Origin of the sequence: Roseibium sp. Sym1 (assembly GCF_027359675.1) — a bacterium.
Taxonomy (GTDB): domain Bacteria; phylum Pseudomonadota; class Alphaproteobacteria; order Rhizobiales; family Stappiaceae; genus Roseibium.
This window is the reverse complement of the sequence record NZ_CP114786.1, coordinates 36,297-58,377: the sequence shown is the minus strand read 5'-3', so window position 1 is coordinate 58,377 and position 22,081 is coordinate 36,297. Positions and strand designations below refer to the sequence as shown.

Sequence of the window (22,081 nt, the reverse complement as noted above, 5' to 3'; positions counted from 1 at the left end):
TTAAAACTCATGTTAAATACGGTCCCGCCACCCAGGGATACCCAATCCCTGTGCAGACCAGGAGAACCCTATGTCCCTCATGAAAGTGACCCGGGGTTTCTGCCTTGCACTCGCAGCCAGCGCAGTTTTCGCGTCAGCCCCGTCCGCACTTGCAGAAACTATTACTGTAACCGACATCGCCGGCCGGACCGTCGAGGTCGAGAAAGACCCGTCCGCCATCGTGCTCGGCGAAGGCCGGATGATTTATTCCCTCGCGCTTCTGGATCGCGACAATCCGTTTGAACGGGTCGTGGGCTGGAAGGACGACATGATCCTTTACGATCCGGATGCCTGGCGCAAATACGAGGAAGTCTTTCCCGGTGCCAATGACATCCAGCGCCTCGGAAGTCCCTATTCCGACGAGTGGAACCTGGAAGCCGTCATTTCTTCGGGGACCGAAGTGGTCTTCATGAATCTCGGCAACCTGTTGAAGGCCCAGGAAAGCGGCATCATCGAGAAACTCGAGGCAGCCGGTGTCGCCACGATCTTTGTCGATTTCCGCCAGGACCCGACCCAGAACACCGTGCCGTCCATCCAGCTGCTCGGCCGTATTCTGGATGAACGCGACAATGCCGACGCGTTCACCGACTTCTACAACGCGCAGATGAAACGCATCTATGCCAAGGTGGACCGGATCCCGGTGGAAGACCGCCCGGTCGTCTTCATCGAGCGGGCGGCCGGGTACAATCCCAACAAGTGCTGCGGCACCTTCGGATCGGCCAATCTCGGCCGTCTCGTCGAGCTGGCGGGCGGCCTCAACTGGGGCTCCAGGAAGTTCCCGGGCTTTGGCGGCAATGTCAGCCTCGAGGCCGTCTTCGCCGACGATCCGGCGGTGATCATCGGTACCGGCGCCAACTGGGCGGAAGCCAATCCGGAAACCACGGCCGTGCTGTTCGGCTATGAAGCCACCGAGGAAGCCGTGCAGCAGCGCCTGTCCGCGCTGGCGGAACGGGAAGGTTGGCCGGAATTGCAGGCCGTGAAGAACGGCCGTTTCCACAGCATCTATCACCAGTTCTACAACAGCCCGTATCACTTCGTGGCGATGCAGGCCTTTGCCAAATGGCTGCATCCGGACCTGTTTGAGGATCTCGATCCGGACGCGACCATGCACGAACTGCACGAGCGCTTCCTGCCGATCGGCTATTCCGGCGTCTTCTGGGGCAGCCTGAACAAGGGCAGCTGAGCCGGATCACGCTGGCGCGGTCCGGTGTCCGGGCCGCGCATTTCCTTTTCCCGAATTTCGATTGGCAGTTCGAATGAGTGAGTTGACTGCGGACACCCCGCAGGCCGGTTATGCCAGCCGCTCCTATCGCCGTATGGCCATTCTCGTGGGCGTGGGCGTTCTGCTGCTGGCGAGTTTCGTGTTCGATTGCGCCACCGGTCCCGGAGGTTATTCGCTTCGCACGGTCGCCGAGGTTCTTGCAGACCCGTTCGTTCACGGCGCGCGGCTCAAGGTCATCGTCTGGGACTACCGCATTCCGGTGGCGCTGACCGCGGTTCTGGTCGGGGCCATGCTGGCGACCGCCGGCGCGCAGATGCAGACCATTCTCAACAATCCGCTCGCCGAGCCGTTCACGCTGGGCGTTTCGGCAGCCGCGAGCTTCGGTGCGTCGCTCGCCATCGTGCTGGGCATCTCGATCCTTCCGGCCGTCGGCGGTCTGCTGGTGACGCTGAATTCCTTCCTGTTCGCGCTTGGCACCTGCGCGATCATCCTCACGGCAACGCGGCTGAAGGGCGTGGGATCGGAAACGATGATCCTGTTCGGCATCGCGATCTTCTTCACCTTTTCCGCGCTGCTGTCGCTGATGCAATACATGGCAAGCGAGGACCAGCTCGCCCGGATCGTTTTCTGGATGATGGGCTCGCTCAGCCGGGCGAGCTGGGAGAAGATCGGCCTGGGCGCGGCGTTGCTCGCCGTTGCCGTCCCCTTCGGGCTGATGCGGACCTGGTCCATGACCGCGTTGCGCATGGGCGAGGCGACGGCCGAGAGCATGGGGGTCGATGTTGCCCGGCTGCGCATCGAGATGCTGATCTCCATCTCCCTTTTGGCAGCCACGGCAGTGTCCTTCGTCGGTGCCGTCGGCTTCGTCGGCCTTGTCGGGCCGCATATTGCCCGGCTTCTGGTTGGCGAGGATCAGCGTTTCTTCCTGCCGCTCTCGGCGCTGGTGGGAGCCCTCGTGCTCTCGCTGACCTCGATCATTTCCAAGTCGATCACGCCCGGTGTCATCTATCCGATCGGCATCATCACGGCGCTGATCGGTGTGCCGGTGTTCATCTCGATCATCCTGACCACCCGCCGGGAGCGGCTGTCATGACGCTTGAAATCAGGAAACTCACGGCCGGATACGGCCGGAAAATCGTCCTTAAAAATGTCTCGGTCCCGGCAATTGCACCCGGATCCTTCGTCGGTGTCATCGGACCGAACGCGGCCGGAAAGTCGACGCTGTTCAGAACCATCGCCGGGTTGATCAAGCCGTTGGCCGGAGCGGTCCATCTCGACAGCGGGCCGCTCACGCATTTGTCGCGCCGGGATCGGGCACGGGCAATTGCCTATATGCCCCAGGCCTATGGCTGCAACGCCTTGCTGACGGTGTTCGAAAGCGTGCTGCTGGCGCTCAAGCAGACTTCGGGCTGGCGGGTCAAGGCGGACAACCTGCACCAGGTGTCGGCCACGCTGTCCGCCCTGCGGCTGTCTCACCTTGCCGACAGGGGGATCTCGGATCTTTCGGGCGGGCAGGCCCAGATGGTGGCCGTCGCCCAGACCCTTGTACGCGCGCCGCGCATGGTGCTGCTCGACGAGCCGACCAGCGCCCTCGACCTGCATCACCAGCTGTCGATCCTGGGGTCGGTGCGCGCGCAGATGAAGGCGCGCGGCACCATTGTCATGGCCGCACTGCACGACCTCAATCTCGCGGCGAAGTTCTGCGACCGGCTGATCCTGATCAATCAGGGTCGCATCCTGGCCGACGGGACACCGGGAGAGGTGCTCGGCCTTCGGGAGATCGGTGAAACCTATCGGGTCAACACCTCGCTGGAGACGACACGCAAGGGCTCCCTTTTCGTAGACGCTACACTGGACACACACGAATGACACTCGACATTGCCGGCGCTTCTTCTCCCGCGCCGAACTACAATCTGAAGGACGAGATCTGCGACTACTGGTCGGGACGGGCCGCCACCTTCGACCAGTCGGTTTCCCATTGGATCGAACCCCGCCATGGCTTGCCCGAATGGCAGCGTCTGGTCCGCGGAGCCTGCGCCTTGCCGCCGGGAGGCGATCTGGCCGGCTGGCAGGTTCTCGACATTGCCTGCGGCACGGGTGAGATCAGCCAGGTCCTGACCAGCCTGGGAGCCAGCGTGACCGGCCTCGACTTTTCAGAAACCATGCTGGGACTGGCGCGCCGGAAACTCGCCGGCAAGGACTGGCGTTATGTGCTGAGTGATGCGGAAGCCATGGTCCTGATCGAAGAGAATACCTTCGACTTCGCGATCACGCGACATCTCGCCTGGACCCTGACGAACCCGCAAACGGCCTACGGCGAATGGTTCCGCGTTCTCAAACCCGGTGGCCGGCTGCTCGTAGTCGACGGTAATTTCCGCGCACCGAAGGGCTTTTATCAACGCTTGCGGAACTGGCTGGCCGATCGGCTTTCGGCTCCGCGGCCGGCGCAGGGCGACCGGGCGCGCCACGAGGCGATCCTGGACCGGCTTCCCTATGGCGACGGTCTGGATGCGGGGCGTCTGGCCTCGGACCTGCAGGCGGCCGGTTTCGATATTGCCGGTCAACTGCCTGTGCGTCCGCTCTATGGCAAGGGCATGCGCGGTCACGGCCTGGCAGACCGCCTGCGCCAGAGCTCTGCCAACCGGTTCGCGCTGGTGGCGGTGAAACCGGCGGCGTGACCGGCGGAAATGATCGCGGTTTTACCGCGCTCCCGTTAGGGCAACTGATATTCGGCACAGGTTCTGCGCCAGGTCCGAAGGCGGGCAGGACGCTTCCGCGCGAAGCCAGGACCGCAAGCTTGAGAAGACGACCGCCGCCACCTGGTTGGCCGTGAAGATCGCCGGAATCTCGGCAGCGGATGTGGTCCCGTTCGTCTGGAAAACGGCGTCGGCAAGAGCGCTTTCAAGTTTCTCGCCCGTCGCGCCGAAAAGGATGTGGCGGGCCTGCGCCCGGTGATCCCAGATGTGATCGAGGACCTCCTGGACGACCGCGTGACCGGCCGGGCCGCGTGTTGCCTGGAGCAGGCCATGCAGGACCCAGTTCATGTTTGCAATGAGGATGGAGTCCTTGTCGGGGTAGTGCTGATAGAGCGTCGAACGCCCGACATTTGCCGCCGACGCGATATCCGTCATGCGGATTTCGTCGTAACGCCTTGAAAACACCAGGCCGTTGAAAGCCTGGCTGATGGCCGCGCGTGTCTTCGCTGTCTGTCGGTTCATGCGCCGCGCCTCCAATGAATTCTTCCGGACAATTGCCCTGTTCTGTCCAGTCCCGGACAACCTTCCCCGGTCGTCCCGGATCTTCGCCGCGCCGATACTGTAGCTTTCCCGCGACACGAACAACAGGAAAGAGCCATGACGACACTCAATGCACGCGTTGGTGCCTGCGCACTGGTTGCCGGACCCCTTGGACAGGTCCTGCTCGGGACAGTCTCAACGGATCTGGCCGCGCTGAACCTCCTGGCGCTTGGAATAACCGCCTTTGGCGCATGGTGCCTGGCGGACGAAATGGGCTCCCGAAAGCCTCTCAACAGGGCCGGACTTCTGGCGTTGGCGCTTGCGGTTTTTGCGAAGTTGCAGGCAAGCCTCGGGCCGGAAGGTGCCAGCCAGTCCGCCTTTGTGCTTCTTTATGTCTTTTCGATCCTTCTGGCGGTTCTGTTCTGGTCGATCGCCTTTCTGCACCGAAACGGCACGGTGCGCAGAATCGGCGCCATCGGGGCCCTGGGGGCTTTTGTGCCCCTCCTCGTGCTGGTTGCCGGCCATGTCTTTGTCGGGCTGGGGGCATTCTTCGGGGTTGCCGTGCTCTACCGCGCATCCGGTGGAGGCGCATCCGCCGATGCCTCGGTTCTCACGGTTCTCCATGTCCTGATAGCGGTCTGGAGCCTGCTGGCGGCCTGGCTTCTCTGGAGCGGGCTGATCGGCAGCAGCGGGACACCTAAAACCGGTGCATCCAGGCCGGAAAGCCTGTCCTTGCAGGCTCGGTAGGACGGGAACAAATTACTCGGCGGCCGGCCGGAGGTTGGCCATCAGGTGGTGGAATTTCTCTCCCTGGACGGAGACATGCTGACGGATGGCGTTGGCGGCCTTGTCGCCGTCGCCTTCCTCGACGGCCGCAACGATGGCCTCGTGTTCGGACATCGACTGTTTCATGCGGCCGCGCACACGCAGCTGAACGCGCCGGAACGGTTGCAGCCGCCGCTGCAGACGCAGGCATTCCTGCTCCAGGAAGCCGTTGCCGGACTGCCGGTACAAAATGGCGTGGAACTGCTCGTTCTCGCGGTAATACCCGTCCGTGTCCAGCGCCTCGACGGCAAGCTTGCAGCGCTCGTTGGCGGCGTGGAGGTCGGCAAGGGCCTTGTCGGAGATACGCGAGGCAGCCAGCCTTGCACTGACGGCCTCCAGTTCGGCCATGACCTCGAACATCTCGATCAGTTCCACCGGCCCCGGCTGGCGGACAAACACGCCCCTGCGCGGGATCTGCTCGACAAGACCGGATTGGGCAAGCCTTTGAAGGGCCTCGCGAACCGGTGTTCTCGAGACTGAAAAACGGCTTGCCAGCTGAACTTCGTCCAGCCTGTCGCCATCGGCGAACGTGCCGTCGAAAATCAAACCTTCAAGGGCATCCGCAATGCGGTCGGAACGTTTTCTCTCCATGTTTCGCCTTTAGCACAAGGGTATTTTGCGCGCAATATTTTCGTTCTTGTATACAAAAACGCTTGACAAAAAAACATATCTTGAGCGTAAGATCGGGTTCCGGGCTCAAACCGGACTTTCCAGGGAGGAAAACATGAACATCAAACAATCCGTTTCCGCCGCGGCCACCGCGCTGCTGCTTGCCGGCACCATGTCTGCGGGCGCCGCCGAACTTCGCCTGTCGCATCAGTGGTCCACCAGCGACGTGCGTCACAAGGTGGCGCAGATGGTCGCCGACGAAGTCGCCGCGGCCGACGTCGACCTCGAAATCAAGATCTTTCCGTCAAAATCCCTGCTGAAGCCGCGGGAGCAGTACAAGCCGCTCAGCCGCGGCCTCTTGGACATGACGGTTCTGCCGCTCAGCTATGCCGGCGGCCAGCAGCCGGCCTACAACCTGACCCTGATGCCGGGCCTGGTGAAGAACCACGATCACGCCGCGCGTCTCAACGAGAGCCCCTTCATGGAGTCGATCGAGGAGATCATGGCCGGTGACGACGTCATGGTGCTGGTGCATGGCTACCTGGCCGGCGGCTTTGCCGGAAAGGACAAGTGCATCACGTCGCCGGACGACATGGAAGGCCTGCAGACGCGCGCCGCCGGCAAGGCGTTTGAGCAGATGCTGGCCGGAGCAGGGGCGTCGATCGCTTCCATGGCGTCTTCCGAAATCTACAATGCGATGCAGTCCGGCGTGCTCGATGCCGCAAACACCTCGTCCTCGTCCTTCGTCAGCTACCGCATCTACGAGCAGGTGTCCTGCTATACACCGGCCGGCGAATACGCGCTCTGGTTCATGTACCAGCCGCTCCTGATGAACAAGTCCACTTTCGAGGGATTGAACGAAGCCCAGCAGCAGGCGTTGCGCGACGGCGCGGCGAAAGCCCAGGCCTACTATCTCGAAGAGGCCAAGAAGCAGGACGCGGCCTCGGCGAAAGTCTTCCGCGAGAACGGCGTAGAGATTGCCGAGATGACCCAGGCCGAATTCGATGCCTGGCGGGAGCTGGCAAAGAAGACGTCCTACAAGGCGTTTGTCGACGAGACCCCCAACGGGCAGGAACTGCTCGACCAGGCCCTGTCGGTCGACTGATCAGCTTGAGTGCGGGGTGGCTTCGGCCGCCCCGGCTTTGTTCCCCAGGTTTTCTAAGGAGTGACCCATGGCGGGCCACAGTTCGGCTGCCGTTGCGCATGCCGGTAACAACCCCTTCTTACGCACCGTCGCGGCGATCTCCACGCTGGCGGGCTGGTGTTCTGCGGCCATGATCGTCATCGCGGTCGCCATTACCTGCCAGATGATCTTCGTCCGGTTCGTGCTCAACGAATCCACCATCTGGCAGACCGAGGCGGTCATCTACCTGGTGATCGCGGCAACGCTGGTCGGACTGCCTTACGTGCAGCGCCTGCGTGGCCATGTGAATGTCGACCTGTTTCCCCTGTCCTTGTCGCCGCGCGCGCGCTGGGGATTGGCAGTCCTGACACTCACCGCCTCGATTGCGATCATCGCGGTGATGCTCTTCTACGGCTTTGAATACTGGCACTTCGCCTTCTCGCGCGGCTGGACCTCGGACACCGTCTGGGGTGTCCGGCTGTGGATCCCCTACCTCTCGATCCCGATCGGCTTCGGATTGCTGCTGCTGCAGCTGGTCGCCGATTTCATCGCGGTCCTGACGGGCGTCGACAAACCCTTTGGCCTGGAGGACCTGTAATGGATCCGCTTCTTCTCGGTCTCCTGGTGGCCGTCGCCACCATCCTGGTCCTGTTTTCCGGCATCTCGGTTGCCATCGGACTGCTGATCGTCTCCGCCGGCTTCCTGATCATCTTCGACGGCGCCCGTTCCCTTGAGCTGATGCCGGAAATCCTGTTCGGCAAGCTCGACAACTTCGCACTTCTGTCGATCCCCATGTTCATCATCATGGGCGCGTCGATTGCCTCGACACGGGCCGGGGCGGACCTTTACGAGGCGCTGGAACGCTGGCTGACCCGGGTGCCCGGCGGTCTGGTGGTTTCCAATCTCGGCGCCTGCGCGCTGTTTGCCGCCATGTCCGGCTCGTCACCCGCGACCTGCGCCGCCATCGGCAAGATGGGCATTCCCGAGATGCGCAAGCGCGGCTATCCGGACGGTGTTGCCGCCGGATCGATCGCCGCCGGCGGAACGCTCGGCATCCTGATCCCGCCCTCCGTCACCATGATCGTCTACGGCATTTCCACTGAGACCTCGATCGGCCGGCTGTTCCTGGCCGGCGTGATCCCGGGCTTCATGCTGATGGGCCTGTTCATGGCCTGGTCGCTCTATTCGACCTGGAAAAGCGGCAATGCCGGCGTTCTGAGCGCGGGCAGCTATTCCTGGGCGGAAAAATTCGAGATCCTGCCGCGGGTGCTTCCGTTCCTGGCGATCATCCTGGGCGTGCTCTACGCCATGTATGGCGGCATCGCGACCCCGTCGGAAACGGCCGCTGTCGGTGCGCTTCTGTGTCTGCTCATCGCCATTGTCATCTACAAGCTGTGGAATCCCTCGGCGCTCTGGGTCGTCCTGCGCGACAGCACCAAGGAAAGCGTGATGATCCTGTTCATCATCGCTGCTGCCGGGGTGTTCTCCTACATGTTGTCGTCGCTGTTCATCACCCAGGCGATTGCCGAATGGATCGGAACGCTCGACGTCAATCGCTGGGTGCTGATGGTGGCCGTGAATGTCTTCCTGCTGATCGCCGGCTTCTTCCTGCCGCCGGTCGCCGTGATCCTGATGGCCGCGCCGATCCTGCTGCCGATCATCACGACCGCGGGTTTCGATCCGATCTGGTTCGCGGTTGTGCTGACCATCAACATGGAAATCGGCCTGATCTCGCCGCCTGTCGGCCTCAACCTCTACGTCATCAACGGCATTGCCCCGGACATTTCGCTGAAGACCATTCTGACAGGGTCGTTGCCGTTCGTTGCCTGCATGGTTTTGGCGATCGTCCTTTTGTGCCTCTTTCCGGAGCTTGCGACCTGGCTGCCGGATGTCGTCATGGGAGAACGCGTGTGATGTTTCTGGCAGACCTGCTGACGACCGTCTTCGAGCGCAGGTACCGTTCGAAAGCTTCAGACAGTGTCGACGGGCGGCCGATCGAGGCCCTCGTCACCGACCTGATCGGGGCAACCGGGGAAGTCTCGGGCGTGACCATGGCACGGCAGATCCTGAGCCGCTACGAGGCGATGACGGATGCGGAGAAACTGGACTTTTTCCGCTATCTGGCCACCGGCCTGGCCGTCTCCGCCAAGGACGTCCGGTCCGCTCTTGAGCTTTACGAACAGGGCCAGTCAAAGGCCAGCTACCGGAGCTTCCTGGCGGCGGTGGAGCCACCTCGCCAGGAACTGATCCGGCGGCTCAACCAGGTGCCCGACGCCACCAGAGTCCTGGTCGGCATGCGGGAGGACCTCCTGCGTCTCAGCGGGGGAGAGGACGCGTTGCAGGCGCTTGACCTGGATTTCCGGCACCTGTTTGCCAGCTGGTTCAACCGCGGTTTTCTTGTGCTCAGGCCAATCAGCTGGGAAAGCCCGGCCCGGCTTCTGGAAAAGATTACCGTCTACGAGGCCGTTCACGCCATCGACAGCTGGGACGACCTCAGGAGACGGCTGGAGCCTGCGGACCGGCGCTGCTTCGCGTTCCTGCATCCGGTCATGCCGGACGAGCCGCTGATCTTTGTCGAAGTCGCCCTGACCAAGGGGGTGCCCGGATCGGTGCAGGCGCTCCTGGCCGAAAACAGGGAGATGATCGAGGCGGAAACCGCCGACACCGCCGTCTTCTATTCCATCTCGAATTGCCAGGCCGGCCTTGCGGGCATTTCCTTCGGCAATTCGCTGATCAAGCAGGTGGCCGCCGATCTCGCCCTCGAGCTGCCGGGCCTGAAGACCTTCGTCACGCTGTCGCCGATCCCCGGACTGACGCGCTGGCTGGCGGCTGAAGGCATCGACTACGACCCGGCCGACAACGACACGATGCGCGGGCTGGCCGCGCGTTACCTGATGACCGCCAAGCGAAGGGACGGCCTGCCCCTTGACCCGGTTGCCCGCTTCCATCTCGGCAATGGTGCCCTGGTCCATCAGGTCCATGCCGGGGCCGACCTTTCCGACAAGGGACAGGAACAGTCCGCGGGCGTGATGGTCAACTACCTCTACGACCTGGAAAAGGTGACGCAGAACCACGAAGGTTTCGCCTCCAACCGGTCCATCGCCTCTTCCCCCGAAATCCGGTCGCTGTCTGCGGCCGTCGCCGACAACGCTCTTGCTGTGGGAGCCTGACTGATGAGCAATCCTCTTTACGACCAGCTGTTCGGACAGCATGCGGGCAAGGACACGCCCTTTCTGATCTTTCAGGATGGGTCGGTCCTCACCCACGCGGCCTTCCTGGAAAGAGCCGCACAGATCGCCCATGTCCTGACACGGAACGGGATGAAGCCGGGTGACCGGCTGGCGGCACAGGTGCAGAAATCTGCGACCGCACTGGCGCTCTACGCGGCCTGCGCGCAGGCCGGCATCGTGTTCCTGCCGCTCAACACGGCCTATACGGTCGACGAGCTGAGCTACTTCATCGAGAACAGCGGCGCGAAGACCGTGGTCTGCGACGCCGGCAGCGAGGCCCTGCTGACACCTGTTGCGGACGCTCTCGGCGCAAGGATCGAGACGCTGAACGCCGATGAAACCGGCAGCTTGACGGAACAGGCGGCGGCCATGCCAACGCAGTATCCGACCGTCGAGCGCGCGCCGGACGATCTCGCCGCGTTTCTCTACACCTCCGGAACGACGGGCCGCTCCAAGGGGGCGATGCTGACCCAGGCGAACCTGCTTTCGAACGCCACAACGCTGGCGGAGCTGTGGCGGTTCACCGACGGCGACGTGCTGCTGCATGCGCTGCCGATCTTCCATACGCACGGGCTGTTCGTCGCCACCAACGTGACGCTCGCGGCGGGCGGAGCGATGCTGTTCCTGCCGAAATTCGACCTGGACGCGATGATCGAACTGATGCCGAAGGCAACGACGATGATGGGCGTGCCGACCTTCTACACACGTCTGCTTTCGGATGACCGGTTCACCGCCGAGCTGACACGCGGCATGCGGCTGTTCATTTCGGGCAGTGCGCCGCTGCTCGCCGACACCCACAAGGAGTTCGAGGCGCGCACCGGCCACCGTATCCTGGAACGCTACGGCATGACCGAAACCAACATGAACACATCCAACCCCTATGAGGGGGAACGCCGCGCCGGGACCGTCGGTTTCCCGCTGCCGGGCGTGGAACTCAAGATCACCGATCCCGATACGGGGGCGGCGCTGCCGGCGGAAACCGTCGGTCAGATCGAGGTCCGCGGCCCGAATGTCTTCACGGGCTACTGGCAGATGCCGGAAAAGACCGCGGCGGAGCTGCGGGAGGACGGATTCTTCATCACCGGTGACCTCGGCAAGATCGATGCGGACGGCTATGTCCATATTGTCGGCCGCAACAAGGACCTGATCATCTCCGGCGGCTACAACATCTATCCGAAGGAAATCGAGCTGGTCCTGGATGCCCAGCCGGGCGTCCGGGAAAGCGCCGTGGTCGGGGTGCCGCATGCCGATTTCGGGGAAACGGTCCTCGGCCTTGTCGTGCCGGAAGCCGGGGAAGAGCCGGATCTTGCAGCGGTTCTTCAGGTTGCGGGGGCGTCGCTCGCCCGCTTCAAGCACCCCAGAAAACTCATCCTGGTCGACAGCCTGCCGCGCAATACCATGGGCAAGGTGCAGAAGAATGTCCTGCGCGAGCAGTTCAAGGATGTGTTTGAAACGGCCTGAGATCCGCCGATCCCTCTCGCGACGCTGCGGCGCGAGAGGTTTCGGTTGGTTTCGGTTCCATGCTCATGCTAGCTCTGGGATATCAGGTTCAGAGGCGGTGTGATGAGCGAACAGCAAAACGGGCCGGACAAGGCCCAGTCGTCCGACATGGTCATCAGGCTGACACGTTATGCGCAGGTGCCGATGCTGGTCGGCCTTGCCATCGCGATGGTGCTGTTCCTCTTCACTTTCTTTCTGGACATTTTTGATGCCATGCGGACCTTCGAGTTCCTGGACCGCAAGAAAACCATCCTGCTGATCCTCAACCTGCTCGACATGGTCTTTATCGCCAACCTGCTGATCATGGTGGCGACCAACACCTACAACACATTCCTTCTGAAGAAATCGGTGCATGGGGACGACTATATCCAGCAGGGGGAACAGGCCTACCGGCGGATGAAACACAGGATCGTGTCGACGATCATCATCATCTCGTCGATCCATGTGCTGAGCGAGCTTCTGGAATTTTCGCAGACGTCGCCGCTTCAGGTCGCGGCGCTCTTCGGTTTTCACCTGATCCTCTTGGCGACCTACGTGGTCACCAACGTGTTCAGGTCCAGCGATTGACCGGGAGACCAGGGCGTCCCGGTCAGTTCCAGCCGCCCGCATAGGTCTTGTAGAAGATGTGCAGCCCGACCTGGCCACGCTTGGCCATGGCCTTTGCCCACCGCGGATTGACATAGGTCGCGTGGTAGTGGGTCGAGGCGTCGACCATCTTGGAGAAACGCTTGCCGTCGGTGACGTCCTTTGCAAGACGCTGAGCGGTTTTCCAGGCGGCGGGGCTGGAAATCCGGTCCTTGATACCGTCACAGGCGAAGGAGAACTGGCACCGGTTGCGCCGGTGCTTGTTCTGGTAGACGACGCCACAGATCGAATCCGGATAGGACGGGTTCTTGACCCGGTTCAGTACCACCTGGGCAACGGCAACCTGGCCGTCCTCGCTTTCTCCGCGGGCTTCGAAATAGATCGCCTCGGCAAGACAGCGCTGTTCCTTCTTGGTGCCGACGGAGAGCGGCAGGGGCACCTGCGCCCACCAGTGCGGGTTCTCCGGGTCTTCCGGAGGCGGCATCTCCTGTTCGTACTTGGCTGCCCCGAACAGGGCGTCGAACGGCTCCTTCGTCTCCTTGACGCTGTCGGGCGCATAGGCGGAGACAAGGGAGAAACTGGCGGCCGCCGCGTTGCGGGCCATCATCACCTTCTGCAGGTCGAGCGGCCCATCCTCGAGCAGGCCGTCCTTGCGGGCCTTGGCCAGCTGGGACGTTTCCTTGGCATTGAGCGGCTCGGCCTTGACGAAGGCGACGCGGGGCAGGTCCTCGTGTTTCTTTTCCGTCGAGATCAGGCTCGACATGGCGTAGAGATTGCCCGAGGCGCGGTCGACCATCTGGCGGTCCGGCGCCATGGTGATCAGCCGGTCGCCCTTGGCGCTCGTGTTCGTGGCGATCTCGTCCGGTATCTCGGTTGGCCGTGAGCTGCGCACGACCTCTTCAAGTCCGACAACCGGCCGGGCCTCGAAATTCCTGTCGGAAGAGTTCAGCGTCAGAACCGGTGCCGTGTTGGGGTCCGGAACCGGCGTCGATCCGAGCGCCAGGTTCGGCGTGAGCGTCGAGGTGTAGCTCGCATGCGCGAGTGTCATCATCCAGCGCGGCGTTTCCTGCGAACGCGCGTTCACAAGATCGACGACATCCTGGTTGCCGACCGAACCGCCGAGACCGAGCCAGGCCAGCGGACAGGCGATGAGAACATATCTGATCCGGCGCATGCGCGCGCGGACCGGGCCGTAATCCTGAGTCACTTTTGAAGAAAACCGCTTTCTGTTGCGGGACTTAGGGCCAGACATACGCAGCCAACTCCAACTCGGTACACACCTGCCCGGACACACGGGAGGATCAGAGTGAACGTCGTGTAAACGACAACGTCGAAATTGAAGATGTCCGCTTAACCTTGAAAGAGCGTTAATAAGAATAGAAATCGCGGAATTTCGTGCAGCATTCCGATGTTGTGATGCTGATTATGGTTACTAATACGAAGGAGTTGCCGCGCTGGCCGGGTCAGCGGCCGCCGACTCGCAGGCCGGGAGCCGGGCGCTCGCTCATCAGCTGGTGGCGGAATCGAAACAGGGCGGCGGGACGGCCGCCCGTGGCCGTCGACGTGGCCCCGGTCGGTTCGACGAGATCCGCGTTTTCCACCAGGCGGCGGAAATTCTGCTTGTGCAGGTGGCGTCCGGAAATGGCCTCTACGGAGGTCTGAAGCTCTGTCAGGGTAAATTCTTCCGGCATCAATTCGAAGATGACCGGCCGGTATTTCAGTTTTCCTCTCAATCGGGAAATCGCCGTCGCCAGCACACGGCGGTGATCGAACCCCATCGGCACGCCAAGGGCGGGAAGGGCGCCGCGATCCAGCGCCGCGGGCCGGCCGTCTGTGCGGGCCTCGGCAACCAGCCCGGCTTCGTAGAGCAGTTCATAGCGCTCCAGCGCACGTTCCTCGTCCCAGCTGGCAGCCTCGGTGCCGAACGCCAGCCGGATCCGTTCCTGGCGGCTGAGCGGCCGGGGCGGTTCCCCCGCTTGCGGCGGTTCCCCGGCCCACCGGTCGAGCGCGGGCAGGATCTCCCTGTCCAGAAGGCCGGGCCGGCCGGTCCGCCAGTCCTCCCAGGGAAAGTAGTCATACCAGGACCGCCAGGCGGAGTTGTGCCGGGCGAGCATGTTTTCCGAGTCCGCCGTCTGCCGGGTCAGGGCAAGGTAGCCGACCGAGACCACGTGCGGCCCCTCGTCTCCCGTAACCCGGTGCCGGCCCCTGTCGCCGAATGTGTAAAGCTGTTCGACATAGCCCAGTCTCAGTGCGGTCTGGTCTTCCACCCAGGTCCGCAGCCCGATTTCAAAAGTGCGGTGCCGGATGGGATCGAAAGGGCCGAATGGCAGGCTGTCGAGTGTGCCGTCGCCGGTGTCGTTCACATGCACGATCTGGGGCAAGCCATCGGCCACGGACACAATGACCGCGTTCAGTCCGATTTCGATACTGGCTTGCCTGTGGGGCATGGTCGCTCCGCGTCTCCCTATTCGATCGGCATGACAAATGGCGTGCCTTCATAGGCATTCGCTCCGCGGCCGATTTCGCGGATGGCATCGATCATGCGGCCGTCCCTGGCCAGCATCTTGTCCGCCATGGCGACAATGCGGGCATTGGGGGTCGCAGAGGGCGAGCGCTCGCGCAGCAGGGCCGCCAGTTGGTACTCGTCGGCATCCGGGTTTAGGGCACAGGCAGCGACATAGGCCCCGGCCGTCGACCGGCTGATGCCCGCCCAGCAGTGAATGATCAGCGGTGCCTTCCGGTCCCAGTCCCGGATGAAGGCAAGAAAGGCCTCGATATGCTGCTCGCTGGCCGGAATCAGTCCTTCCACGGGGTCGACAATATCGTTGAAGGAGAGGTTCAGGTGCCGCTCGGGAGCGATGCCGTCCGGGGTCGGCACGTTCAATTCCGCATTGATCAGGGTGACAAGGGACTTTGCGCCGGTCGTAGCGACCGTCTCGGGCAGTTTGGACAGGGAGCAGACGTGCAGCATGACAGAACCGGTTATTGTATCTGCCAGTAAACTAGGGTTATTCGCCGTCAACGTCACCCGTTTGCGGAACGGCTTTTTGCTTTGTTCCCAGCTTCACGCAGCGCCTCGATGGCCTCGAAGCGTTCCATGAACCTGTCCTGGGCGATTTTGACGGGCAGGGGTTCCAGTCCGTACCGCAATTTGCCTTCGCTGTTGAGCGGGAAGCCGCGCGGGCGGCCGAAGATCTTTCCGGCCTCGTTATCATCGAATCCCGCCAGTTCGACGGCTTCGAAATAGGCGCAGATGATATCGGCGCGCTTGGCCAGCTTCTTGACCGTGAGTGGGATTTCCGCCGGCAGGCCGAAGCGCAGGTGGATCGCACCCTGCAGTCGTGCCTCGACCGCCTTGTAGGCCTCGCCGATCACCGCCTTGAAGGGGGAGATCATGTCGCCGATGACATATTCAGGAGCATCGTGCAGCAGCACCGCCAGGCGCCAGTGTGGCGGCAGGTCGGGTTTCAGCATCAGGGCGATGTCTTCCACGACCAGCGAGTGCTCCGCCACCGAGAAGGCATGGTCGCCATAGGTCTGGCCGTTCCAGCGCGCGACACGGGCCAGGCCATGGGCGATATCGGAGATCTCCACGTCCAGCGGCGAGGGATCCAGAAGATTGAGGCGTCTTCCGGACAACATGCGCTGCCAGGCGCGCGGCGGCTGGTCGGAACGGGCGGCGGGCATCGGGCCTCGGTTCAAAAACGCGGTTTCAGTTCGCGGTGTCCGGCTCCGGCCATGTGAAGGTCGCCCAGTCGGGCAGCCTGACCAGAATCTCCGCGTCACCGCATTGAAGAAGGCTGCCGTTTTCCTTGGCTTGTGCGGCCTTGTCAAGACGCAGCAAGGCAAGTCCGAAGGTCCGGTCGCCAACGCTTGTGGAGGATCCCAGGACACCGACCGATTTGCCCGCGGCTGTGATGTCGCTGCCCTGAGCCGGCAGGGGGCCCGTGCTTTCCACCTGGAGAAAACGCTTGCGCGCCGTGCCCCGGTGCTGGACCCGCGACACCACCTCCTGGCCGACATAGCAGCCCTTGGTGAAGGAGACGCCACCAAGCTGGTCGAGATCGGCGTCATGGGGAAAGATGTCGGAATAGTCGAAGTCCTTGAGGCCTTCCGGCACGCCGAGCCGGATTCGATGCGCGTCATAGGCGTCGAGCCCCGCATCCGGTCCGCCAAGGCCTTCCCGAATTGCGGAGACGGATCCGGCCAGCCGTTGTCCGAGAGCCGCAAGGCGCGGGTCGTGCACGCTGGCAAGCGTGTCCGGCAGGTCGGCGCTGCCGCCCCACACGGCAACCACGCCGGTGTCGTCACCCAGCAGCTCCAGCTCCACCTTCGCCCGCAGCCGGTAGAAGGTCAGCCGTTTCAGGAGATCGGGGGCGGTTGCGGCGGGCGTGTCCAGCAGATAGCCGTCACTGCTCCTGTAGAGAAGAAAGTCGAACAGGATCTTGCCCTGGGGCGTGAGGAGGGCGCCCGCGCGTGCGCCCTCCCGGTCGACTTCGTCGATATCCGCCGTCACCAGGTTCTGCAGGAAATGCTGCGCTTCGGGGCCGCCGACGCGGATCAGCGCGCGGTCGCTCAGGTGGGCAAAGAATGGTGACGGCACGGAAGACTCCTTGAAAGCTGATGGCGGGCGCCAGGTTTCCCCTGTGCCACATAGGGGCTTTGGCGACGGCGGGCAAGAAGCCTGATCCTTTGAGGTCTAAACGATCTGGCCCTTTGCCCGGGGGGCGCGTATAAGCGCGTTCGAAACAATCAGTCCCCTGTCCCAATCCGAGTGGAGGAGCCCCATGAGCGAGACCTATGACCTGATCCTGAAAGGCGGAACCGTGGTCAATCAGGACGGGGAGGGGCTTCGCGACGTTGCCATCCGCAACGGACGCATTGCCGGCATCGGCTCTTTCGATGCCTCGCAGGCGGGCGAGGTGATCGACTGCACGGGCCTGCATGTCCTGCCCGGTGTCATGGACACCCAGGTCCATTTCCGGGAGCCGGGCCTCGATCACAAGGAAGACCTTGAATCGGGATCGCGCGCCGCGGTGATGGGCGGCGTGACCGCGGTCTTCGAGATGCCCAACACCAATCCGCTGACCACCTCGGAGGCCGCGCTCGCCGACAAGGTCAGGCGCGGTCATCACCGCATGCATTGCGATTTTGCCTTCTGGGTCGGCGGCACGCGCGACAACGTCAAGGACATTCCGGAGCTTGAGCGCCTGCCGGCCGCCGCGGGCATCAAGGTGTTCATGGGGTCGTCCACCGGCGATCTCCTGGTCGAGGACGACCAGGGCGTGAGGGAGATCCTCTCCGTCACCCGCCGCCGCGCAGCATTCCACTCCGAGGACGAGTTCCGCCTGCGCGAACGCCAGGGGGAACGGGTCGAGGGCGATCCGAGCTCGCACCCGATCTGGCGCGACGAGATCGCGGCGCTCACCTGTACGCAGCGTCTCGTCTCAATCGCCCGCGAAACCGGTGCCAAGATCCATATCCTGCACCTGTCGACGGCCGAGGAAGTCGACTTCCTGATCGATCACAAGGACGTGGCCTCGATCGAGGTGACCCCGCACCATCTGACCCTGACCGATGAGGCCTATCACCGGCTCGGTACCCTGGTGCAGATGAATCCGCCCGTGCGTGCGCCGCGGCATTCCGAGCGTCTGTGGTGGGGCCTGAGCCAGGGCATTCTCGACATTTTCGGCTCCGACCACGCGCCGCACCTTCTTGAGGAAAAGCAGAAACCCTATCCCGCGTCTCCGTCCGGCATGACCGGCGTGCAGACGCTGGTGCCGATCATGCTGGATCATGTCAATGCCGGGCGCCTCAGCCTGGCGCGGTTCGTCGACATGACCAGCGCCGGTCCGGCGCGCCTGTTCCAGACCGCGCGCAAGGGCCGGATCGCGGTCGGTTATGACGCCGACTTCACGATCGTCGACCTGAAGCGCACCGAGACCATCCGCAACGAGTGGATCGCCTCCAAATGCGGCTGGACGCCCTATGACGGCAAGGAAGTCACAGGCTGGCCGGTCGGCACCATGGTTCGCGGCCGGCGCGTCATGTGGGACGGTGAACTGTCGACGCCGTCACGGGGGGAAGCGGTGCTGTTTCAGGATGGATTGAAACGCTGAACGGGTCACGGACCGGTACCGTAGCGTACAATTTGTGATGTGAATAACATCCCGAAGCTGGCTAATGTGCGATGACATTTGAGAAAGGGTGAAGGAAACCAATGAGTAACCGTGTTTCCTAACCCGATCTACACAGGTCTCGGTTAGATTTTGAGTAGAGCTTATTGGGTTATGCGTTGGGGAGCTCAGGGATGTTCTCGGTAAGAAATATTGGACGTAACAGGCGCGCGCGGGCTTTCACGAGCCTTGCCGGTGCCGCCATGCTTTCGGTCGCAACGATGTCGGGCGCCGCAGCGAATGATACGGCTTCGGAGACTTTGGAAAGTCCGGAAAGCGAAGCGCCGCTGCATATGCTCGTGTCGCTGAATGAACAGCAGATACAGGTCTATCGCGGCACGGAGCTGCTTGAAACCTCGCCGATTTCCTCCGGAATGCGAGGCTACAGCACGCCGACCGGTGTCTTTTCGATCCTCGAAAAACGCCGCAAGCACTTTTCCAATTTGTACAACAATGCGCCGATGCCGTTCATGCAGCGGCTGACCTGGTCGGGCATTGCGCTGCATGTGGGCAAGTTGCCGGGTTATCCGGCCTCTCATGGCTGCATCCGCCTGCCGCGCCCGTTCGCCAAGTCGCTTTACGGCATGACGGACCGGGGCATGCACGTGGTCGTCACCAGGGACGCGGCCGTTCCGGTCGGCGTGCGTCATGCGGTGCTGCCGCAGCCCTATCTGCCGGAAACGGAAGTTGCCAGCCTCTCGAGCGAGACGATTGCCGCCGACCCGGCGCTTCGTGGAGCGATCCAGGATGCCGCGCTTCCGGCCGGCGTCGCGGCAGTACAGCCGGAAAACCCGCATTTCGACCGGCCGCTGCGCATGATCATCACGCCGCAGCAGGCACCGAACCGCATCATGGTGCTGCAGCGTCTGCTCAACCAGATGGGCTTCGAAGCAGGCCCGGTGGACGGTGTTCCCGGCCGCAAGACCCGTGCGGCAATCAGCCTTTACCAGGAAGGCGCGGACCTTCCGGTCACCGGCAGGATGACCGACAGCCTGGAAGCGCGCATCTATGCCGAGGCGGGTTATGAAAAGCCGCAGAACGCCATGCTGCGCATCCGCCGCAAGTTCCGCGACATCTATTCCGCTCCGGTCACCATCAAGGATCTGGACCGGGAGATCGGCACGCATGTCTTCACGGCCCTGGATTTCGAACAGGGCGACGAGGCCGTCGACTGGATCGCGGTTTCGGCGGAAGGCGAGCGCGGCGGCGCGCCGCGCGACGTGCTCGACCGGATCGAAATCCCGGAAAAGGTTGCTCTCGAGGTCTCCAAGATGCTGACGCCGGGCACGTCGCTGACGGTCACCGACCGCAGTTTCAAACGCAACACCGGCCTTGGCACCGACTTCGTGGTGATCACCCGCTGATCCTTCCCAAGATCGGCCAAGATCAGAAGCCCCCGCTCCGGCGGGGGCTTTTTTTGTTTTCGGCTCCTGGAGGGAAATTGTTCCGGACAAGCGCGCAATCAGCTCCGAACGTCACCAAACTGTCGTGTCTCTCACGTATCGGAAGGCAGTTTATTCGCGCAGGTGACTCGGGAGAACGACATGGCGCAGAGCACGCTGACGGCTTCGAAGACACGGCTCAGGAACGCCGTCCACCGATCGGACGCCTCTTCCCGCGAGGGTATCCTGGAGCGCCTGTTCACCTTCGCCTTCAAGGGGCTGGTCTACCCGCAGATCTGGGAAGATCCGGATGTCGACATGAAGGCCCTGCGCCTGACCTCGGACAGCCGGATGATCACCATCGCCTCGGGCGGCTGCAACGTCATGTCCTACCTGACGGCCAACCCGGCGGAGATCACTGCCGTCGACCTGAACCGCGCCCATGTCGCCCTCGGCCGGCTGAAACTGGCGGCCGCCCGGCATCTCCCCAACTACGAGACCTTTTACCGCTTCTTCGGCGAGGCGGACGAAAAGGCCAATGTCGCCGCCTACAAGCGCTTCCTGAAGGACAATCTGGATCCGGAGACCGTTGCCTATTGGGAAGGCCGGGACCTCGCCAACTGGGGCCGCAAGCGCATCACCCTGTTCTCCCGCGATCTCTATCACCACGGCCTGCTGGGTTATTTCATCGGCATCGGCCACCTTGTGGCAAAGTTCTATGGCATCGACCCGAAATACATGGTCAAGACGAGGTCGCTGGAGGAGCAGCGAAGCTTCTTCGACACGGCCCTGTCGCCGCTGTTCGACAAGCGCCTGGTCCGGTGGGCGACGTCGAAGAAAATGTCGCTCTACGGCCTCGGCATTCCGCCCGCGCAATACGACGCGCTGGTCTCCGCCAATGCCGATGGCGACATGTCCGCCGTGCTGCGCCAGCGGCTGGAAAAGCTCGCCTGCGACTTCTCCATGCAGGACAACTATTTCGCCTGGCAGGCCTTCGGACGCGGCTACGCACCGGGCTCCGTCGGCTCGACCGGGGAATCCGGTCCGCTGCCGCCCTATCTGAAACGGGACCATTTCGAGGAGATCCGGGCCCGGGCCGGCCGGGTGCGCGTGCTCAACCGGAATTTCACGGAGCACCTGCAGACCCTGGGCGAAGGCACGCTCGACGCCTATGTGCTGCTCGATGCCCAGGACTGGATGACCGACCACCAGCTCAATGCGCTGTGGAGCGAGATCACCCGCACCGCGCGCCCCGGCGCCCGCGTGATTTTCCGAACGGCTGCCGAGCCGACCCTTTTGCCGGGCCGCGTCGCCAACGAGATCCTGGACCGCTGGACCTATGAGGAAGAAGAAAGCCTGGACCTTGGACGGCAGGACCGGTCCTCCATCTATGGCGGCTTCCACCTTTACGTCTTCAACGGCTGATCGGGCAGGAAAGGCATGGGGCGGATCAGACAATGAGCGAAGCTGTCGAAACGGCCCGGCTGATGGATGCCGTCTATCGCCACCAGCGGCATTTTTATGACCTGACCCGGAAATACTACCTGCTCGGCCGCGATCACCTGATCGATGAGCTGCAGCCGCCGGACGGGGGCGCGGTGCTTGAGCTCGGCTGCGGCACCGGCCGCAACCTGATCCAGGCGGCTCGCCGATACCCGGACGCGCGCTTCCTGGGCCTCGACATCTCCCGCGAAATGCTGGCGACGGCGCAAAAGAACATCGACAAGGCGTGCCTGTCCGGCCGGATCACCCTGATTGAGGGCGATGCCGCCAATCCGTCGGCGACCGAAGGCCTTGACGTGCCCGTCTTCGACCGGGTGTTTTATTCCTACACGCTTTCCATGATCCCGATCTGGCGGGAGGCGCTTGCCGCCGGCGCGGCCCGTCTGAAGGACGGCGGACGGATTCATGTGGTCGATTTCGGTCAGCAGCAAGGGCTGCCCGGATGGTTCCGCAAGCTTCTGTTCAGATGGCTCGCGTCCTTCCACGTTTCACCGCGCGCAGAGCTTGCAGCCGAACTGGAACACCTTGCGAAACAGACGGGTATGAAACTTACCTTCAGGCCGCTTTACCGTGGCTATGCGGAGTATGCGGTCCTGTCGTCCTCACCAGCGCTGGAAACTCAGGAAAGCCGTCCCTGATCCGGAAGGGTTC

At 62.9% G+C, this 22,081-nt stretch carries 22 protein-coding genes; 15 read left to right on the top strand and 7 right to left on the bottom strand.

Annotated elements, in window-relative coordinates:
* Positions 1-70 precede the first annotated feature (70 nt).
* The 4 genes from O6760_RS00265 (at position 71) to O6760_RS00250 (ending at position 3,939) form a co-directional block, all read left to right on the top strand.
* Positions 71-1,222, top strand: a complete 1,152-nt coding sequence (locus tag O6760_RS00265; protein ID WP_269583494.1) for an ABC transporter substrate-binding protein — start codon at positions 71-73, stop codon at positions 1,220-1,222.
* Between the two features lie 73 nt (positions 1,223-1,295).
* Positions 1,296-2,354, top strand: a complete 1,059-nt coding sequence (locus O6760_RS00260) for a FecCD family ABC transporter permease (protein ID WP_269583493.1) — start codon at positions 1,296-1,298, stop codon at positions 2,352-2,354.
* A complete protein-coding gene (locus O6760_RS00255) occupies positions 2,351-3,130 on the top strand; it encodes an ABC transporter ATP-binding protein (RefSeq protein ID WP_269583492.1) in 780 nt (259 codons plus the stop codon). The genes O6760_RS00260 and O6760_RS00255 overlap by 4 nt, the downstream gene beginning before the upstream one ends.
* Positions 3,127-3,939, top strand: coding sequence for a class I SAM-dependent methyltransferase (locus tag O6760_RS00250; RefSeq protein WP_269583491.1), 813 nt, complete (start codon positions 3,127-3,129; stop codon positions 3,937-3,939). Before O6760_RS00255 ends, O6760_RS00250 begins: the two co-directional genes overlap by 4 nt.
* A 21-nt stretch (positions 3,940-3,960) precedes the next feature.
* Here O6760_RS00250 and O6760_RS00245 read toward each other — a convergent pair whose 3' ends face one another.
* Entirely contained in the window at positions 3,961-4,479 is a 519-nt protein-coding gene (locus O6760_RS00245) for a TetR/AcrR family transcriptional regulator (RefSeq protein ID WP_269583490.1), read from the bottom strand.
* Between the two features lie 135 nt (positions 4,480-4,614).
* Here O6760_RS00245 and O6760_RS00240 point away from each other — a divergent pair, with 135 nt between their 5' ends.
* Positions 4,615-5,244, top strand: a complete 630-nt coding sequence (locus tag O6760_RS00240; RefSeq protein WP_269583489.1) for a hypothetical protein — start codon at positions 4,615-4,617, stop codon at positions 5,242-5,244.
* 12 nt (positions 5,245-5,256) lie between these two features.
* On the opposite strand, the gene O6760_RS00235 is transcribed toward O6760_RS00240, so the two are convergent.
* Positions 5,257-5,913, bottom strand: a complete 657-nt coding sequence (locus O6760_RS00235) for a GntR family transcriptional regulator (protein WP_269583488.1) — start codon at positions 5,911-5,913, stop codon at positions 5,257-5,259.
* Positions 5,914-6,046: 133 nt separating this feature from the next.
* Between O6760_RS00235 and dctP the strand changes: the two genes are divergently transcribed.
* The 6 genes from dctP (at position 6,047) to O6760_RS00205 (ending at position 12,351) form a co-directional block, all read left to right on the top strand.
* Complete coding sequence (dctP, locus tag O6760_RS00230; protein ID WP_269583487.1) at positions 6,047-7,036, top strand: TRAP transporter substrate-binding protein DctP; 990 nt, start codon at positions 6,047-6,049, stop codon at positions 7,034-7,036.
* Between the two features lie 67 nt (positions 7,037-7,103).
* Complete coding sequence (locus O6760_RS00225) at positions 7,104-7,652, top strand: TRAP transporter small permease (protein ID WP_269583486.1); 549 nt, start codon at positions 7,104-7,106, stop codon at positions 7,650-7,652.
* Positions 7,652-8,968, top strand: a complete 1,317-nt coding sequence (locus O6760_RS00220; RefSeq protein ID WP_269583485.1) for a TRAP transporter large permease — start codon at positions 7,652-7,654, stop codon at positions 8,966-8,968. Before O6760_RS00225 ends, O6760_RS00220 begins: the two co-directional genes overlap by 1 nt.
* A complete protein-coding gene (locus tag O6760_RS00215) occupies positions 8,965-10,224 on the top strand; it encodes a malonyl-CoA decarboxylase (RefSeq protein ID WP_269583484.1) in 1,260 nt (419 codons plus the stop codon). Before O6760_RS00220 ends, O6760_RS00215 begins: the two co-directional genes overlap by 4 nt.
* 3 nt (positions 10,225-10,227) lie before the next feature.
* Entirely contained in the window at positions 10,228-11,745 is a 1,518-nt protein-coding gene (locus O6760_RS00210) for a malonate--CoA ligase (RefSeq protein ID WP_269583483.1), read from the top strand.
* Between the two features lie 102 nt (positions 11,746-11,847).
* Positions 11,848-12,351 carry a YqhA family protein gene (locus O6760_RS00205; RefSeq protein WP_269583482.1) on the top strand — a complete coding sequence of 168 codons (504 nt, stop codon included), beginning with the start codon at positions 11,848-11,850 and terminating at the stop codon, positions 12,349-12,351.
* Positions 12,352-12,373: 22 nt separating this feature from the next.
* Here O6760_RS00205 and O6760_RS00200 read toward each other — a convergent pair whose 3' ends face one another.
* From O6760_RS00200 to ygfZ, 5 genes are all read right to left on the bottom strand, one after another.
* A complete protein-coding gene (locus O6760_RS00200) occupies positions 12,374-13,543 on the bottom strand; it encodes a cell wall hydrolase (protein ID WP_269583481.1) in 1,170 nt (389 codons plus the stop codon).
* 289 nt (positions 13,544-13,832) lie between these two features.
* Complete coding sequence (locus O6760_RS00195; RefSeq protein WP_269583480.1) at positions 13,833-14,816, bottom strand: NUDIX hydrolase; 984 nt, start codon at positions 14,814-14,816, stop codon at positions 13,833-13,835.
* A 17-nt stretch (positions 14,817-14,833) separates the two neighbouring features.
* Complete coding sequence (locus O6760_RS00190) at positions 14,834-15,340, bottom strand: tyrosine phosphatase family protein (protein ID WP_269583479.1); 507 nt, start codon at positions 15,338-15,340, stop codon at positions 14,834-14,836.
* Positions 15,341-15,393: 53 nt separating this feature from the next.
* Positions 15,394-16,056 carry an HD family hydrolase gene (locus O6760_RS00185; protein WP_269583478.1) on the bottom strand — a complete coding sequence of 221 codons (663 nt, stop codon included), beginning with the start codon at positions 16,054-16,056 and terminating at the stop codon, positions 15,394-15,396.
* 25 nt (positions 16,057-16,081) lie between these two features.
* On the bottom strand, positions 16,082-16,972 hold the full coding sequence (gene ygfZ, locus O6760_RS00180; RefSeq protein WP_269583477.1) for a CAF17-like 4Fe-4S cluster assembly/insertion protein YgfZ: 891 nt from the start codon (positions 16,970-16,972) through the stop codon (positions 16,082-16,084).
* 184 nt (positions 16,973-17,156) lie between these two features.
* Here ygfZ and O6760_RS00175 point away from each other — a divergent pair, with 184 nt between their 5' ends.
* The 4 genes from O6760_RS00175 (at position 17,157) to O6760_RS00160 (ending at position 22,068) form a co-directional block, all read left to right on the top strand.
* On the top strand, positions 17,157-18,488 hold the full coding sequence (locus tag O6760_RS00175; protein ID WP_269583476.1) for a dihydroorotase: 1,332 nt from the start codon (positions 17,157-17,159) through the stop codon (positions 18,486-18,488).
* Between the two features lie 260 nt (positions 18,489-18,748).
* Positions 18,749-19,909 (top strand): L,D-transpeptidase, encoded by a 1,161-nt coding sequence (locus O6760_RS00170; RefSeq protein WP_269583475.1) that lies wholly within the window; start codon positions 18,749-18,751, stop codon positions 19,907-19,909.
* A gap of 180 nt (positions 19,910-20,089) precedes the next feature.
* The gene (locus O6760_RS00165) at positions 20,090-21,352 is read left to right on the top strand and encodes a DUF3419 family protein (RefSeq protein WP_269583474.1); all 1,263 of its coding nucleotides are present in this window, start codon (positions 20,090-20,092) and stop codon (positions 21,350-21,352) included.
* Between the two features lie 32 nt (positions 21,353-21,384).
* Positions 21,385-22,068 carry a class I SAM-dependent methyltransferase gene (locus O6760_RS00160; protein WP_269583473.1) on the top strand — a complete coding sequence of 228 codons (684 nt, stop codon included), beginning with the start codon at positions 21,385-21,387 and terminating at the stop codon, positions 22,066-22,068.
* Positions 22,069-22,081 lie beyond the last annotated feature (13 nt).